This is a genomic window from Variovorax sp. H27-G14 (genome assembly GCF_046156345.1).
GTDB lineage: Bacteria > Pseudomonadota > Gammaproteobacteria > Burkholderiales > Burkholderiaceae_C > Variovorax.
On sequence record NZ_JAYLVN010000002.1, the window covers coordinates 179,968 to 195,749 of the forward strand.

The following is a 15,782-nucleotide window of genomic DNA, read 5'->3' on the forward strand; positions in this document are numbered from 1 at the left end:
CACACCCCCAGGAGCCACTGCACATGACGGACACGCTGATCAAGGTCGACCTGACCAAGTCCCCAACCGAGAACGAGAACATCCACAACCGCTGGCACCCGGACATTCCGATGGCCTGCTGGGTCAACCCCGGTGACGACTTCATCCTCGAAACCTTCGACTGGACCGGCGGCTTCATCAAGAACAACGACAGCGCCGACGACGTGCGCGACATCGACCTGAGCACGGTGCACTACCTCTCGGGCCCGGTGGGCGTGAAGGGCGCCGAGCCCGGCGATCTGCTGGTGGTCGACCTGCTGGACATCGGTGCCAAGCAAGACAGCCTGTGGGGCTTCAACGGCTTCTTCTCCAAGCAGAACGGCGGCGGCTTTCTGACCGACCACTTTCCGGAAGCGCAAAAGTCGATCTGGGACTTCAAGGGCATGTTCACCAGCTCGCGCCACATTCCGCGCGTGAACTTCGCGGGCCTCATTCACCCCGGCCTCATCGGCTGCCTGCCCGACAAACCGATGCTCGATATGTGGAACGAGCGCGAGCAGGCGCTCATCGACACCGACCCCCACCGCGTGCCCGGCCTGGCCAACCCACCGTTCGCCGGCACCGCCCACATGGGCAAGATGACCGGCGAGGCCAAGGCCAAGGCTGCTGCGGAGGGTGCACGCACCGTGCCGCCGCGCGAGCATGGCGGCAACTGCGACATCAAGGATCTTTCGCGCGGCTCCAAGGTGTTCTTCCCGGTCTACGTCGATGGCGCGGGCCTGAGCGTGGGCGACCTGCACTTCAGCCAGGGCGACGGCGAAATCACCTTCTGCGGCGCCATCGAAATGGCCGGCTGGGTGCACATGAAGGTCACGCTCATCAAGGGCGGCATGGCCAAGTACGGCATCAAGAACCCGATCTTCAAGCCCAGCCCCATCACGCCGCAGTACAACGACTACCTGATCTTCGAAGGCATCTCGGTCGACGAGAGCGGCAAGCAGCACTACCTGGACGTGAACGTGGCCTACCGCCAGGCCTGCCTGAACGCCATCGAGTACCTGAAGAAGTTCGGCTACTCGGGCGCGCAGGCCTATTCGATTCTGGGCACGGCGCCGGTGCAGGGCCACATCAGCGGCATCGTGGACGTGCCGAATTCGTGTGCCACGCTGTGGCTGCCCACGGGCATCTTCGACTTCGACATCAACCCGAATGCCTCGGGGCCGGTGAAGTTTGTCGATGGCAGCGTGGACATGCCGCTGTCGCACGACCTGCGCTGAACGAAAGCCCGCCATGCCGACCTACGACTACGCCTGCGGGCAGTGCGGCGGCTTCGACGCGTTGCGGCCCTCGGGCCTGCGCGACGAACCTGCTGCCTGCCCCGACTGCGGATGCGCGTCGCCGCGCGTGTTGAGCGCCGCGCCGCGGCTCGCGCTGATGGCCTCCGGCACGCGCCATGCGATGGAGACCAACGAGCGCGCGCGGCATGAACCGGGCAGCTCGCGGGACTACGCGCGCTTCAAGCACCCCGCAGGCTGTGGATGCTGCGGTTCAGCTTCGTCGGCCAAGCGTGGGGCGACGGTGACCGCGCCGAACGGTGCCAAGTCAGCGCCTTCGCGGCGGCCTTGGATGATCAGCCACTGAGGCCGCGCCGGTCCTGAGCGACCTGTGTGCGGTCGTTTCGGAGGGCCTTGGCGAACAGGCCTTGATGCAGACGGTGTCACCCCAGCTGTTTTCAAGGAAACGCTGGGGCAACCCCTATTGACCTTCTGCTTTTCAAGCCCGCCATTGTTTCAATACCGTGAACGCCGCGGTTCCTTTTGCTGGCGTTTTTCAGGCCGCTTCAGTCGCAAACTTCTCCTCACCAACCAAACACCTGAAGGAGATTGAAATGAATGCCTCGAAGATCCTCGCCGCTGCTGCCCTCTCGCTCCTGGCTGCCGCCGGAGCCCACGCAGAAACCTACGACGGCGTGCACGTCGTGAACTCTTCGGTGTCCCGCGCCGAAGTTGCACCGCAAGCCGCTGCCGCCGCACGCGCCGGCAACCAGTACAGCGATGCCTCCGCCGCCGGCGCGCAAAGCTTCACGTCGACCGCCAACCGCGCGACCGTGCAAGCCGAAGCCGTTGCCAAGGCGCACGACCCGCTCGCCAGCCTCGACCGCCGCGCCTTCTACCGCGACGAAGTGCCGCAGGCTTACAAGAAGCCCAGCGTGTCGTTCACGCGCCAAGCTGGCCTGTAAGCCAACGCCACAGCACCTTCGGGTGTTGAACAAGAACGGGCCCTCGGGCCCGTTTTTTTGTGCCCGGCTGTTTGAAAATATACGCATTGAGTATATATTCGCCGCCCATGAACATGCCACAACAGGTGCTACTTCGCGACGCGATGCGTCAACTCAACATGACGCGAGACGCCTTTGCGGAGCGCATCGGCAGCCGCCGCAGGGCGCTGGACGCCTGGCTGCTGCCCGACGAATCGAACGAATTCAGGGCCATGCCCGAGGTGGCGCGGCGCTTTGTCAGCGAAATTCTGGCCTCCGACGGCCGGCGCGGTGAATATACGCAGAGCGCACATGAAGGCGCCTTGCGCCAGGCGATGGCGGTCGACGGCTCGCACCACCTGCTGTCGGTGAACCAGCTCAACCGCGACGCCATCGACGAGCTGTTTCAGCTGGCCGACGTCATGCAGCCCATTGCGCGGCGCCGCAAGGTGAGCCGGGTGCTTGAAGGCGCGGTGCTCGCCAACCTGTTCTTCGAGGCCAGCACGCGCACCCGCGTGAGCTTTGGCGCGGCGTTCTGCCGGCTGGGCGGCTCGGTGTGCGACACCACGGGCTTCACCTTCTCGTCGATGGCCAAGGGCGAGTCGATCTACGACACCAGCCGCGTCATCAGCGGCTATGTCGACGCGATGGTGGTGCGCCACCCCGAGCAAGGCTCGGTGGCCGAATTTGCGCGCGCCACCAACGTGCCGGTCATCAACGGCGGCGACGGGCCGGGCGAGCACCCGAGCCAGGCGCTGCTCGACCTGTACACCATTCAGCGCGAGTTCTCGCGGCTGGGCAAGCTGGTGGACGGCGCGCACATCGCGATGGTGGGCGACCTGAAATACGGGCGCACGGTGCACTCGCTGCTGAAGCTGCTGGCGCTGTACAAGGGCATGAAGTTCACGCTGGTGTCGCCGCCCTCGCTGGCCATGCCGGCGGAAATTGTCGATGCGGTGAGCCGCAACGGCCACGTGGTCGAGACCGCCGCCACGCCCGCGCAGGCCCTGGCCGGCGCGGACGTCATCTACGCCACGCGCATCCAGAAGGAGCGCTTTGCGAACGACGAGGTGCTGGAGGGCTTCGACAACGCCTTCGAGATCAACCGCGCGCTGATCGAATCGGCCTGCAAGCCCGACGTGGTGGTGATGCACCCGCTGCCGCGCGACGGCCGCCCGGGCTCGCACGACCTGAGCGTGGACCTGAACAACGACCCGCGCCTGGCCATCTTTCGCCAGACCGACAACGGCATTCCAGTGCGCATGGCCATCTTTGCCACGCTGCTGGGCGTGGACAAGCTGGTGAGCCGCTCGATGCGCGACGCCACGTGGACGCCGCCCTCGCACATCGGGCCCGACGACAGCGTGTTCCACGGCCTGGACTGAACGCCGCTCAGGTGTGCGCGAGGATGTTGACGAGCCGACCGAACGGATCGCGCACGTAGAAGCGGCGCACGCCCCAGGGTTCGGTAACGGGGCCGTATTCAATGGCGAAGCCCGCGGCCTTCATACGCTCGAAGGCCGTGTCGACATCGCCCACGTCGCCCACCTCGATGGACAGCGCCGGTACCGGCGTGCCCGAGCCGCCTTCCGATGCAAAGCTGAGCTGCACCGGCATCTCGGCCTGCGAACCGAAGGTCTGTATCCAGCCGTGGTCCATGAGCAGGTCGAGGCCGAGCACGTCCTTGTAGAACACGGCGGCGCGCGCGGGGTCGGGCGTGGCGATGTTGGCGACGATGCGTTTGACTTTCATGGGGCGGCCTTTCGAATCGTGAAGGTCATGGGTTGGCCGTCGCGCTCGACGTGGAGCAGCTCGCCTTCGACGCGGATGCCGGTCCAGCGCTCGACACGCTGGTTCGAATCGACGATTTCCAGGCTGTCGCTGGACAGCACGCGGTAGCTGAACACCGGCGCGGCGACCGGGCCGTTCGTCGTGCCGATGGTGGCGGCGACATGACCGGCCGCGTGAAAGTAGTAGCTGTTGACGAGCGTGTCCGACACGAGGTCGATGCGCTGGCCAATGAGAACGGCGGTAGGAGTCATGCGTGTGTTTCTCTTCAGTCGGGTCTTCACAAGATGCAGCAAGGCGGCCACGCACACGGCAATGCTGTCACTCACGCCAGCGTAAGCGAACTGTCACTGCCGCATAAGCAAAGTCTCACGGCCCGGTAAGTGCCGCGTCCTAGAGTGAAAGCACCTTCACACAAGGAGACAACCATGAAAGTTCGTACAGCAACCCTTTGCATTGCCACCGTGCCCTTGATGGCGCTGGCTTCGCTCGCGCACGCGGGTGGCCAGGCCGACCCGGACTATCCGCAGATGTCGCACTCGACCATGTCACGCGACACCGTGGCGGCCGACGCCATGCGTGCCAACAACACCATGCACTCGACCGAAGTGCTGGAGTCGCAGGTGGCAACGCCCGTGTCGGGTGCCGACCGCGCGCAGGTGCAGGCCGAGGCCGTTCGCGCCAACAACAGCATGCATTCGACCGAGGTGCTGGAGTCGCAGGTGGCGCCGCCGGTGGCGTCGATGAACACACCTGCGAGCACCAGCGGCGAATAGGCCGCGATCAGGCCGCGATCAAGCGGTGATCAGGCCGCGCGCCTTCACTCCCGCGTCAGCACGAAGCGTTTGCGGATGCCGCCCACGGCCGACGGCGCCACCCACAGGTCGAACTCTCCGGGCTCGACCACCGGCTTCATGTCGCGGCCGATGAATGTCAGGTCGTCGGCCGTGAGCGTGAACTCCACTTGCTGAGACGCACCCGGTGCAATGCTCACCTTGCGGAAGCCCTTGAGCTCGCGCACAGGCCGCGTCACGCTGGCGGCCTTCTCGGCGATGTAGAGCTGCACCACTTCCTCGGCGTCGCGCTGGCCGGTGTTGGTGACGGTGGCGCGCACGCGCAGCGTGCCCGACAGCGGCAGGCGCTCCTGGCTGAGCTCCACGCTGTCGTAGCGCACCGGCGCAAAGCCCATACCGGCGCCAAAGGGGTAGAGCGCTTCGTTGGTGGTGTCGACGAAGCGGGCCTTGAAGGCGGTTTCCGGTGCGCCCTCGGGCGAGGGACGCCCGGTGCGTTTGTGGCCGTAGTAGTAGGGCACCTGGCCGGCCGTCTGCGGAAAGCTCGCCGGCAGGCGGCCTGACGGATTGAAGTCGCCGAACACCACGTCGGCAATGGCGTGGCCCGTTTGCACGCCAAGGAACCAGGTGACGAGCACGGCGCGCGCATTGCGCACCGCGCCCTTCAGCGCCATGGCGCGGCCGTTGCTCAGCACCACCACCACGGGCTTGCCGGTGGCGGCCACGGCCTCGGCCAGGTCCTGCTGCGCCTGCGGCAGGCCGATGTCGCTGCGCGAGCGGGCCTCGCCCGACATCTGCTGGCTCTCGCCGATGGCCAGCAGCACCACGTCGGCATCGCGCGCGGCGGCCACGGCGGCGTCGATGCCGCCGGGCAGCGCCGACGCAATGCCCGCGCCGCGCACCACGGTCACCGACGAGCCGGGGCCCAGCGCGGCGCGCAGGCCCTGGTCGATGCCCACCGGCGCGGACTGCCCCGGGAACAGGCTCCAGGCGCCCATCAGATCGATGGTGCCTTCGGCGAAGGGGCCGATCAGCGCGATTTTTGTGCCGGCCTTGGGCAGCGGCAGCAGCATGCGGTCGTTCTTCAGCATGACGATGGAGCGGCGCGCGCTCTCGCGGGCCAGCGCGATGAACTCGGGGTTCTCGGCGCGCTGCGCGGCGGGCGGGCCGTCCAGCCCGCGCATCGGGTCGTCGAACAGCCCCAGCTTCATCTTCACGCGCAGCACGCGGCGCACCGCCTCGTCGAGCCGCGCCATCGGTACTTCGCCGGAGGCCACCAAGTCGGGCAGGTAGCGCATGTACAGGCCGCTCTGCATGCTCACGTCGGTGCCGGCCATGAAGGCCAGCTTGGCCGCCTCGCGCGGGTTGGCGGCGTAGCCGTGCTCCACCAGTTCTTCGTCGGCGGTGTAGTCGGACACCACGAAGCCCTTGAACTTCCACTCGTCGCGCAGCACGCCGGTGAGCAGCGCGGGGTTGGCTGTGGAGGGCACGCCGCCTATTTCGTTGAAGGCGCTCATGACCGACAGCGCGCCCGCGTCCAGCGCGGCGCGAAACGGCGGCAGGTACACCTCGCGCAGGGTGCGCTCGGAGATGTCGCTCACGTTGTAGTCCAGCCCGCCCTCGGCCGCGCCGTAGGCCGCAAAATGCTTGGGCGTGGCCAGCATGGCGTCGGCGCGCGACAGGTCGTTGCCCTGGAAGCCGCGCACGCGCGCCGCGGCAAACTGCTTTGCCAAGTACACGTCTTCGCCCACGCCTTCGAGGCCGCGGCCCCAGCGCGCGTCGCGCGCAATGTCGACCATGGGCGCGAAGGTCCAGCGAAAGCCGTCCGCCGTGGCCTCGACCGCCGCCGCGCGAGCGGTGCGCTCGGCCAGCGCGGGCTCCCAGCTGGAGGCCTCGGCCAGCGGCATGGGGAACATGGTGCGAAAGCCGTGGATCACGTCGGCGCCGAAGATCAGCGGAATGCCCAATCGCGACTCTTTCACCGCAATCTGCTGCAGCCGCCGCTTGCCTTCCAGGCCCGCGTTGTTGAACAGCCCCGTGAGGCGCCCGGCGCGCACGTCGGCGGTTTCCTGCTGCGCATTGCGCCAGCCGGCCTGCGGGTTGTTGGGTACGTCGATGTCGGCGGGGCCGTACAGGCTGAGCTGGCCGGCTTTTTCCTGCGGCGTCATGCGCGCGATCAGGGCTTCGATGCGGGCTTCGGGCGTTGGCGCTGGCACAACGGCATTCGCAGTAGCCGTCGCGGTACTCGCGGCGTCCGCGGCCGGTGGCGCGGCGGATGCTGAAGAAGCCAGTAGCGCAAGAGCGAGAAGGGAGGCGCACGCGGGTGCGCGCAGGGAGGCCGGGAGTCGCGTGTTTCGAACGTGCATGGCGGCCTATTCTGCAGACATCGCGGGCGGTGCCGCACGACCGGTTTCCGCGCTGGCCGCAGGCCCTTTGCTCCGGCGCTCCCCGGCGCTTGTGCTATTCGGCCGTGGCGCCCGAGTCCTTTGCCACCTTCACCCACTTGGTGGTTTCACTGCCGATGAACGTGGCCAGTTCGGCCGGCTTCATCTGGCCGGCGGTCACGCCCTGTTCCTCGAAGCGCTTGGCCACGTCGGGCTGCTGCAGCGCGCGTGCCACCTCGGCGTTCAGGCGCTGCACCAGTTCGGGCGGCGTGCCGCGCGGCGCCATCAGCGCGAACCACGTGGTCATGTCGTAGCCCTTGAGGCCGGCCTCATCCAGCGTGGGCACGCCGGGGTAGGCGGGCGAGCGCGCCTTGGTGGTGACGGCCAGCGCGCGCACCTTGCCGGCGCGGATGTGCGGGGAGGCCGAGGGGCTGGTCTCTATTGCCATCTGGATCTGCCCGCCCATCAGGTCGGCCATCATCGGCGCACCGCCCTTGTAGGGCACGTGCGTGATGTCGGTGTGCGTCATCGAGCGGAACAGCTCGCCCGAGATGTGCTCGGTGCTGCCGTTGCCCGCCGAGCCGAAGTTGACCTTGCCCGGGTTGGCCCGGATGTAAGCCACGAGTTCGGCCACCGTCTTCGCGGGCACCTTCTCGTTGACGATCAGCACGTTGGGCGTGGAGGCCACCAGCGCCACCGGCGCGAAGTCGCGCTGAAAGTCGTAGGGCAGGCGCTTGTAGAGGCCTGGCGCAATGGCGTGCGCGATGGTGGCCAGGAACAGCGTGTAGCCGTCGGGCGGCGCCTTCGACGCAATGCCCGCGCCCACTGTGCCGCCCGCGCCGCCGCGGTTGTCGATGATCACTGGCTGCTTGAGCGCCTCCGACAGCTTCTGGCCCAGCGTGCGCGCCACGATGTCGGTGGTGCCGCCGGCCACGAAGGGCACGACCAGGGTTATGGGCTTGGTGGGCCATGCGGCGGTGTCGGCGGCGGCGGCCGGGGCTGTGGCGAAGGATGCAGCCGTGGCAAAGAGCAGCGTGGTCAGGCCAGAGCGAAAGATGGGTGGGCGCGTGTTCGTAATCGGGTGCTTCATCGGGCTTGTCTGTGTGTTGTTGTGGTGAAAAGCGTTGTCAGGCGACCCGGTTGACGAGCGCTTCGCCCGCGCACCAGCGCCTCAGGTTGTCCAGAAAGATGGCGGCCACGCGCGCTTCGTTGCCGTCGGAGTGGCCCGCGGTGTGGGGCGTGACGATCACGTTGGGCAGCGCCCACAGCGGCGAGGCGCTCGGCAGTGGCTCGTTCGCGAACACGTCGAGAAAGGCGCCGGCCAGCGCGCCGCGCTGCAGCGCCGCAATGAGCGCGGGCTCGTCGACCACCTCGCCGCGCGCCACGTTCACCAGCCGCGCGCCGGCCGGCAGCAAGGCCAGCGCCGCCGCATCGACGAGGCCCCGCGTGCGCTCGCTCAGCGGGCAGGCCAGCAGCAGCCAGTCGGCCTGAGGCAGCACGCTGTGCAGTTGCTCGAATGGCACGCTGTGCTGCGCGGGTGCGGTGGCCGGCGCATCGCTGCCGCGCACCGCCACCACGCGCAGCCCCAGCGTCGCCAGCAGTGCGGCCAGCCCTTGGCCGATGGGGCCCCAGCCGACCACCACGGCGGTCTGCCCCGCAAGGTCGCGCGGCGGCGTGGTGCCGATCAGCGGTGCCCACGTTCGGGTGCGTTGCGCTTCCAGCAACTGCGGAAACTGACGCGCGAGCATCAACACGCCGGCCAATGCGCTCTGCACCACCACGCCCGCGTTGGCGCCCGACGAGGTGGTCACCTCGACACCGCGCGCGCGCAACTCGCCGTACACCGGCCGGTCGGCGCCCGCGGAATGCGCATGCACCCAGTGCAGAGAGGCTGCCTGGCGCAGGCTGTCGTGGAAGGCCTGCGTGTGCGGCAGCACGCTGTTCTTGGTCGACAGCCCGGTGACGTCGCGCGACACGAAGGCCACGTCGGCGTCCTGACCGAGCGCGACGAAGGTGTGCGCGCGGCCGTTCAGGGCGTCAAGCAGCCCGGCGGCGGTCTGGCGCTGCGCGTCGGGGGAAAGCAGGATACGAAGCGGTTTGGGCGTGGGGATGCTGTCGGTCATGGCAGGTTCATTCGGCCGTGGCGCCGGAGTCGCGCACGATGAGCTTCCACTTCTCGTACTCGCTGCGCGTGAACTTGCCGAACTGTTCGGGCGAGCCGCCCACGGGGTCAGCGCCTTCGCGGATCATTTGCGCCTGCAGCGAGGGCAGTGCCTCGTTCACGGACTTGTTGAGCAGCGCAATCACCGCCTCGGGCGTGCCCTTGGGCGCGAAGAAGCCGAACCACGAGCCGGCGGAGAAATCGGCAAAGCCCTTCTCGGCCACGGTGGGCACGTCGGGCATGGAGCGCGAGCGCTTGGGGCTGCTCACCGCAATGGCGCGCAGCTTGCCCGCCTGAATGTGCGAGATGACCGACGGAATGGTCGCGAACATGAACTGCACCCGGCCCGCCAGCAGGTCGTTGAGCGCATTGGCGCCCTTGTAGGGCACGTGCAGCGTCTCGGCGCCCACGCGCTTGCTCAGCATGAAGCTGGACAGGTGCGACGAGGTGCCCACGCCCGTGGAGCCGTAGTTGAGCTTGTTCGGGTTGGCCTTGGCGTAGGCGATGAATTCGTCCAGCGTCTTCACCGGCAGGTCGGGGTGCACGACCAGCACGTTGGGCACGTCGGCGATCTGCACCACCGGCACCAGGTCGGTGAGCGGGTCGTACGTCATGTTCTTGTAGAGCGTCTGGTTGACCGCCATGGGCCCGACGGAGTTGACGATCAGCGTGTAGCCGTCGGCCGGCGCGCGCACCACGAATTCGGTGCCGATGTTGCCGCCGCCACCGGGCTTGTTGTCGATGATGAAAGACTGCTTGAACTTCTCGCCCAGCTTCTGCGCCACGGCGCGCGCCAGGATGTCGGTGGTGCCGCCGGCCGTGAAGGCCACGACCACGCGCACCGGCCTGGACGGATAGGCCGCTTGAGCGCGGGCGTGCGGCCAGGCGCCGAGGCCGGCGGCCAGCAGGGCGGCCGTGCCCACGATGCGGCGGCGAGGAAGGGAAGAGGTGTTGTCTCGTGTCATTGTTTTGTTCTCGTGGGCGTTGATGGCGCGGCGCTGGACCGGTGATGGGTGAGCGGTGGCCGCTGAGCGGTGACCGGTCAGTCCCTGAAGCCCGGGTCGATGCGGTCGAGCTTGCGCAGCAGCGCCGGCCATTCCATGAGGCCGTAGGGGCGGCGCGTGCCGGGCTGGTAGTTGTTCCAGGTCTCTTCGAGGATGTGCGGCGCCACGGCCTGCAGCGGGCTGTTGCACGACATCGCACCAATCTGCGCGCGGCAGGCCAGCTCCAGTCGGTGCATCCAGTTGAAGGCCTCGCCCACGCTGCGGCCCACCACCAGCGCGCCATGGTTGCGAAAGATCACGGCCTCGCCCTGGCCCAGGTCGGCGAGCAGCGAGGCTTGCTCCTCGGTGTTCAGCACCACGCCCTGGTAGTCGTGGTAGCCGATCTTCAGAAAGCGCATGGCGGTCTGCGTGAGCGGCAGCAGGCCGCATTCGAGCGAGGACACCGCCATGGAGGCCCAGCTGTGCGTGTGGATCACGCAGGCCACGTCGGGCCGCGCGGCGTGCACCGCGCTGTGGATCACGTAGCCGGCCTTGTTGACGCCGTAGCCCAGTTCGCCGAAGTCGGGCGACGAAAGAATGTTGCCGTCGGCGTCCACCTTGATGAGGCTGGACGCGGTGATCTCCTCGTACATCATTCCGTAGGGGTTGATGAGAAAGGCGCCGTGCTCGCCGGGCACGTGCGAGGAGATGTGGTTGGCCATCATGTCCGACATGCCGAACAGGTCGACCAGCCGGTAGCACGCGGCCAGGTCGATGCGGGCCTGCCACTCGGCCTCGGAGCAGCGGTCTTTCATGGAGGGGATCTGTAGCACGCCGGTGGGGGTCATCGGGGTTTCCTTGTCGGTTGCAGGATTCGGGTTGTTCAGTCGGCGCCCAGCTGCAGGCGGCTGGGCAGGCGCTTTTCGATGGCGGACTTCAGCAGCGCCGCGCAACGGAACATGCCGTGCGCGAACTTGCCGTAGGGCAGCGTGAGAAAAAGCGCCATCACCACGCCCAGGTGCACCGCCAGCAGCAGCGCCATGAAGCGGGTGTCGCGCCACGCCAGCAGGGCCAGCCCGGTGAGGCTGGTGAGCAGCAGCAGCGCGATGAAGCCGCGGTCCATGGGGCGCTGCGCCACGTCGCCGTGCGCGGCGTTGCGCCGCAGGTTCAGCCACAGCAGCCCCACTGGCCCGACCACCAGGCCGATGCCGCCCGCCGTGCCCAGCAGCACCGGTAGGCTCGTGAGCACATAGGGCGCGTGCAGCCCGAAGAGGTAGTGGTACAGCGTGGCCACGCAGGTGGAGGCGAAGCACAGCATGAAGCCGTAGAAGGTGAAGTGGTGCATGCGCCGGCGCCACAGCGTGAACCGGTCGTCTTCGTTGTTGCAGCCCTCGCCGTGGCCGCCGCCCAGGTACTTCAGGCGCAGCACGTCGTGCACGGCCTCGGCGCTCGCGGGGCCGCGCACACCGGGCATCGACGGCGCATTGCCGGGATCGTTCGCAGGCGACACCTCGCGCCAGAAGCGGCGCACGCCCATGGCCAGCGCGAGCACCACGAACAGGGACACGGTGCCGAACAGCAGCGCGAGGAAGTTGTGCGGAAAGATCGCGTAGAAATTGCCCGCGAGCGGCTCATGCAGCAGCGAGCCCGACATGGCAACGGCCAGCACCAGGAACAGCGCGAGGCCACCCGCCAGTGCCAACGCAACGGTGAGCCCCGCCTTCTTGTACAGCGCGCCCATCGCGCTCGGCCAGGCGTAGTCGTGGTACGTCTGCATGCGCACCTGCGCCATCGCCTGCGGCACGTTCACCGCAAATTCATGCGGCGGCGCGTACTGGCAGGCATGCAGGCAGGAGCCGCAGTTGTGGCACAGGTTGGCCAGGTAGTGGGTGTCGGCCTTGCCGAATTCCAGCCGCCGCGTCATGGTCGGGAACACGGCGCAAAAGCCCTCGCAGTAGCGGCAGGCATTGCAGATCTGCAGGATGCGCGCGACCTCGCCCTCGCTGGCGGTCAGCGGCAGGGCGGGCTGGATCGGAATCACGCGCTGCGGTGGTGCGGCGCTGCCGATGCCGTCGGCGTCCGCACGGGCGCGTGCGACCAGGTCAGTGAGCTGCTGCAAGGGCGGCCTCCGGGGAATGCTTTGAAAGTTCTTTGGCCGCGCGCGCGGCCTGCGTGCCGGCGATGCGCCCGAAGGCCGTGCCAATGCTCATGCCCACGCCCGCCGTGTAGCCCTTGCCCAGCACGTTGCCGGCCATCATTTCGCCGGCCACGAAGAGGTTGGGGCTCGGCCGTCCGCCGAAGCGCACGGCCGCGGTCTCGTCCACCTTCAGGCCGAGGTAGGTGAAGGTGATGCCGGGGCGCACGGGGTAGGCGTAGAAGGGGGCGGTGTCCAGCGGGCGCGCCCAGTGCGTCTTGGCGGGCGCGAGCCCTTCGGTGTGGCAATCGTCCAGCGCGGTGTGGTCGAAGCGGCCGACGCGGCAGGCGGCGTTGTAGTTCTGCACGGTGCGCACGAAGGTGGCTTCTTCCAGGCCGATCTTCTGCGCCAGCTCGCCGAGCGTGTGGGCCTGCGTGCCGGTGAACACCGGCGGCATGAAGCGCCCGACCGCCTTCTGGTCGATGACCGACCAGGCGATCTGCCCCGGCTGCTGCGCCACCAGGCGGCCCCAGATGGCATAGCGCTTGGGCCAGAAGTCTTCACCCTCGTCGTAGAAGCGCTCGGCTTCACGGTTGACCACCACGCCGAGCGAGACGCAGTCGATGCGAGTGCAGATGCCGCCGTCATACAGCGGTGCGCGTGCATCGATCGCCACCATGTGGCCCTGCGAGGGGTCGCCGATGCTGTCGGCGCCCGCGGCGATCATGTATTTCAGCAGCACGCCCTGGTTGAAGCGCGTGCCGCGAATCAGAAAGTTGTCGGCCGGCCATTCGCCGCGTTCGTTCTGGCCCCAGGCTTCACGTAGCCATTCGCGGTTCGACTCGAAGCCGCCGGCGGCCAGCACGCAACTCTTGGCCTCGATGCGCTCGCCGGACTCGGTGCGCACGGCCAAGAAGCGGTCGCCGTCGAGTTCCACCGAGGTCACGGGCATGTCGTAGCGAACCTGCACACCGAGCTTTTCGGCGCTGCGGAAATAGGCGTTCACCAGCGCCTTGCCGCCGCCCATGAAGAAGGCGTTGGTGCGTGCCACGTGCAGCGCACCCGACAGTGGCGGCTGAAAGTGCACGCCATGGCTGCGCATCCAGTCGCGGCAGTCCGAAGAAGCGCGAATCACCAGGCGCGCAAGGTGCTCGTCGGTGAGGCCGCCGGTCACTTTCAGCAGGTCTTGCCAGTACTCCTCTTCAGGGTAGGCATCGATCAGCACGTCCTGCGGCGCGTCGTGCATGCAGCGCAGGTTGCGGGTGTGCTGCGAATTGCCGCCACGCCATTCCTTGGGCGAGGCTTCGAGCAGCAACACCGAAGCGCCGGCCTCGCGCGCCATCAGCGCGGCGCACAGCGCGGCATTGCCGCCACCGACAACCAGTACGTCTATCACTCGTGGGTCTCCTTGGAATGCAGGAGACTTTAGGCAGCGCGGCCTTCACGCGAAAGGCCGGAACAGGCAACGGGTGTTCAGTTTTCGAGAAGACTTCCGCCGGTCCAGCGGCCCTCGCGCACCAGCGCGCGGGCGGTGTCGGCCAACACCACGCGCGCGGCCAGCGCGGCCGGCGAGAGCTCGTCGTCGGACAGGCTCACGAGCAGGTTGCGGCGCCCGACGTGGGCGTCGCTGATCTGCGTGAGCTCCAGGTCGTCGCGGTCGTGCCGGGCGGTGGCGGCGCCGGGTTGCACGGTGGCGCCGTAGCCGGCGCGCACCGCATCCATCAACAGCGCCAGGCCGTCGACCTCGGCCACGATGCGCGGCGTGACGCCTGCCCGCGCAAAGGCCGCCGTCAGCGTGGCGCGCAGGCCGTGGCCGCCGCTGGGCAGGATCAGCGGCACGTCGGCCAACTGGGCCAGGCGCACCTTGGCGCTCTGGGGGCGCTGTGCCAGCGTGGGTGAAGCGATCACAAAAAGTTTTTCGGCCAGCAGCGGCGTGACGCTCCAGCGCCGCGGCGTATCGGTCTGGAACAGCACGGCCAGGTCGAGCTGGCGCGACTGCAGCATCGTGGTGAGGTGGCCCGACAGCGCTTCGACCATGTGCAGCCGCACCTCGGGGTAGCGCTCTTGCATGGCCCGCATCAGCGGCACGCCGAGCACGGTGGCGGTGGTCGGCGCCAGGCCCACGCTCACATGGCCCGACAGGCGCGCCTGCTGCGCGGCGCGCACCGCATCGTCGGCATGGCGCAGCGTGAGTTGCGCCTGGTGCAGAAAGGCCAGGCCTGCATCGGTGGGGGTGACGCCTGTGGAACTGCGCTGCAGCAGCCGTGTGGAAAGCTCACCTTCGAGCCGGCTGATCTGCTGGCTCAGCGCGGAGGTGACCACGCCCAGTTCGAGCGCGGCGCGCCCCATGCTGCGCAGCTCGCAGACCTTGACGAAGTAGCGCAGTTGCCGAAGTTCCATGCGCGCATCATCGCGCACGTCGGCGCCGAGGGCGGACGAAAAAATGGCCGCCGGCACCCGTCGCGCAGGTGCTGGCAGCCGTGGAAAACGCAATCGGCAAGCGAAGTGACGCGGCGCTTCTTATTGCTTGTAGCTCTCGTCCACGCGGTCGAGCTTGCGAATCAGCGAAGGCCACACGAAGCTGCCGCCCAGCCCGCCGGTCTGCACCTTCATGGCCTGGCCCACGCCTTCGACGATCTTGGGGTTCACCTGCGTGAGCTCGCTGCCGCCAGACTGCGCCGCAATCTGGATCTGGCAGGTGTTCTCGAAGGTGTACATCGACAAAAACGCGTCGGCAATGGTCTTGCCGCAGGTCAGCAGGCCGTGGTTGCGCAGCATGAGAAAGTTGGCGTGGCCCATGTCGGCCTGCAGGCGCGGCTTCTCGTCGTCGCGAAAGGCCACGCCTTCGTAGTCGTGGTAGGCCAGCGAGGCCAGCACGAAGGTCGACTGCTGGCTGATGGGCAGCACGCCGTTCTTCTGCGCGCTCACGGCAATGCCGGCCTTGGTGTGGGTGTGCAGCACGCACTGGATGTCTTCGCGCGCGGCATGCACCGCGCTGTGAATCACGAAGCCGGCCGGGTTCACCGGGTAGGGCGACTCGATGACCTTGTTGCACTGCTGGTCGACCTTCACCAGGCTCGACGCGGTGATCTCGTCGAACATCAGGCCGTAGGGGTTGATCAGAAAGTGGTGCTCCGGGCCGAGCACGCGCGCGCTGATGTGCGTGAAGACCAGGTCGCTCCAGCCGTACAGCGCCACCAGGCGGTAGCAGGCGGCAAGGTCGACGCGGAGCTGCCACTCCTCGGCGGAGACGAGCTTCTGAATTTCGGGTTGGGAGAAAGCGTTCATAGGGGTGTGTGTCCTTT

The 15,782-nt window shown here is 67.8% G+C and carries 16 protein-coding genes; 5 read left to right on the forward strand and 11 right to left on the reverse strand.

Annotation, left to right across the window (positions count from 1 at the left end; translation table 11 throughout):
* Window positions 1–23: 23 nt before the first annotated feature.
* From fmdA to VLK31_RS06340, 4 genes are all read left to right on the forward strand, one after another.
* Window positions 24–1,256, forward strand: coding sequence for a formamidase (gene fmdA / locus VLK31_RS06325; protein ID WP_409167535.1), 1,233 nt, complete (start codon window positions 24–26; stop codon window positions 1,254–1,256).
* A 13-nt stretch (window positions 1,257–1,269) separates the two neighbouring features.
* Entirely contained in the window at window positions 1,270–1,620 is a 351-nt protein-coding gene (locus VLK31_RS06330; RefSeq protein ID WP_409167536.1) for a zinc ribbon domain-containing protein, read from the forward strand.
* Between the two features lie 247 nt (window positions 1,621–1,867).
* Window positions 1,868–2,218: an alpha/beta hydrolase gene (locus VLK31_RS06335; protein ID WP_409167537.1), complete on the forward strand. Its 351-nt coding sequence runs from the start codon at window positions 1,868–1,870 to the stop codon at window positions 2,216–2,218.
* 107 nt (window positions 2,219–2,325) lie between these two features.
* The gene (locus VLK31_RS06340; protein WP_409167538.1) at window positions 2,326–3,621 is read left to right on the forward strand and encodes an aspartate carbamoyltransferase; all 1,296 of its coding nucleotides are present in this window, start codon (window positions 2,326–2,328) and stop codon (window positions 3,619–3,621) included.
* 7 nt (window positions 3,622–3,628) lie between these two features.
* On the opposite strand, the gene VLK31_RS06345 is transcribed toward VLK31_RS06340, so the two are convergent.
* Together VLK31_RS06345 and VLK31_RS06350 are read right to left on the reverse strand one after the other, a co-directional pair.
* Complete coding sequence (locus VLK31_RS06345; RefSeq protein ID WP_409167539.1) at window positions 3,629–3,988, reverse strand: VOC family protein; 360 nt, start codon at window positions 3,986–3,988, stop codon at window positions 3,629–3,631.
* Complete coding sequence (locus tag VLK31_RS06350; RefSeq protein ID WP_409167540.1) at window positions 3,985–4,278, reverse strand: hypothetical protein; 294 nt, start codon at window positions 4,276–4,278, stop codon at window positions 3,985–3,987. The genes VLK31_RS06345 and VLK31_RS06350 overlap by 4 nt, the downstream gene beginning before the upstream one ends.
* 174 nt (window positions 4,279–4,452) lie before the next feature.
* Between VLK31_RS06350 and VLK31_RS06355 the strand changes: the two genes are divergently transcribed.
* A complete protein-coding gene (locus VLK31_RS06355; RefSeq protein ID WP_409167541.1) occupies window positions 4,453–4,800 on the forward strand; it encodes a hypothetical protein in 348 nt (115 codons plus the stop codon).
* A 44-nt stretch (window positions 4,801–4,844) separates the two neighbouring features.
* On the opposite strand, the gene VLK31_RS06360 is transcribed toward VLK31_RS06355, so the two are convergent.
* The 9 genes from VLK31_RS06360 to VLK31_RS06400 form a co-directional block, all read right to left on the reverse strand.
* Window positions 4,845–7,031, reverse strand: coding sequence for a glycoside hydrolase family 3 N-terminal domain-containing protein (locus VLK31_RS06360; protein ID WP_409167542.1), 2,187 nt, complete (start codon window positions 7,029–7,031; stop codon window positions 4,845–4,847).
* Window positions 7,032–7,275: 244 nt separating this feature from the next.
* A complete protein-coding gene (locus tag VLK31_RS06365) occupies window positions 7,276–8,289 on the reverse strand; it encodes a tripartite tricarboxylate transporter substrate binding protein (RefSeq protein WP_409167543.1) in 1,014 nt (337 codons plus the stop codon).
* A gap of 37 nt (window positions 8,290–8,326) precedes the next feature.
* Entirely contained in the window at window positions 8,327–9,322 is a 996-nt protein-coding gene (locus VLK31_RS06370; RefSeq protein WP_409167544.1) for an NAD(P)-dependent oxidoreductase, read from the reverse strand.
* Window positions 9,323–9,329: 7 nt separating this feature from the next.
* The gene (locus VLK31_RS06375; protein ID WP_409167545.1) at window positions 9,330–10,325 is read right to left on the reverse strand and encodes a Bug family tripartite tricarboxylate transporter substrate binding protein; all 996 of its coding nucleotides are present in this window, start codon (window positions 10,323–10,325) and stop codon (window positions 9,330–9,332) included.
* Window positions 10,326–10,402: 77 nt separating this feature from the next.
* Window positions 10,403–11,191 carry a class II aldolase/adducin family protein gene (locus VLK31_RS06380; RefSeq protein ID WP_409167546.1) on the reverse strand — a complete coding sequence of 263 codons (789 nt, stop codon included), beginning with the start codon at window positions 11,189–11,191 and terminating at the stop codon, window positions 10,403–10,405.
* A 35-nt stretch (window positions 11,192–11,226) separates the two neighbouring features.
* Window positions 11,227–12,462 (reverse strand): tricarballylate utilization 4Fe-4S protein TcuB, encoded by a 1,236-nt coding sequence (gene tcuB / locus VLK31_RS06385; RefSeq protein ID WP_409167547.1) that lies wholly within the window; start codon window positions 12,460–12,462, stop codon window positions 11,227–11,229.
* Entirely contained in the window at window positions 12,446–13,873 is a 1,428-nt protein-coding gene (gene tcuA, locus VLK31_RS06390; RefSeq protein ID WP_409167548.1) for an FAD-dependent tricarballylate dehydrogenase TcuA, read from the reverse strand. The genes tcuB and tcuA overlap by 17 nt, the downstream gene beginning before the upstream one ends.
* A 77-nt stretch (window positions 13,874–13,950) precedes the next feature.
* Window positions 13,951–14,877: a LysR substrate-binding domain-containing protein gene (locus tag VLK31_RS06395; RefSeq protein ID WP_409167549.1), complete on the reverse strand. Its 927-nt coding sequence runs from the start codon at window positions 14,875–14,877 to the stop codon at window positions 13,951–13,953.
* Between the two features lie 120 nt (window positions 14,878–14,997).
* Entirely contained in the window at window positions 14,998–15,765 is a 768-nt protein-coding gene (locus VLK31_RS06400) for a class II aldolase/adducin family protein (RefSeq protein ID WP_409167550.1), read from the reverse strand.
* Window positions 15,766–15,782: the final 17 nt, after the last annotated feature.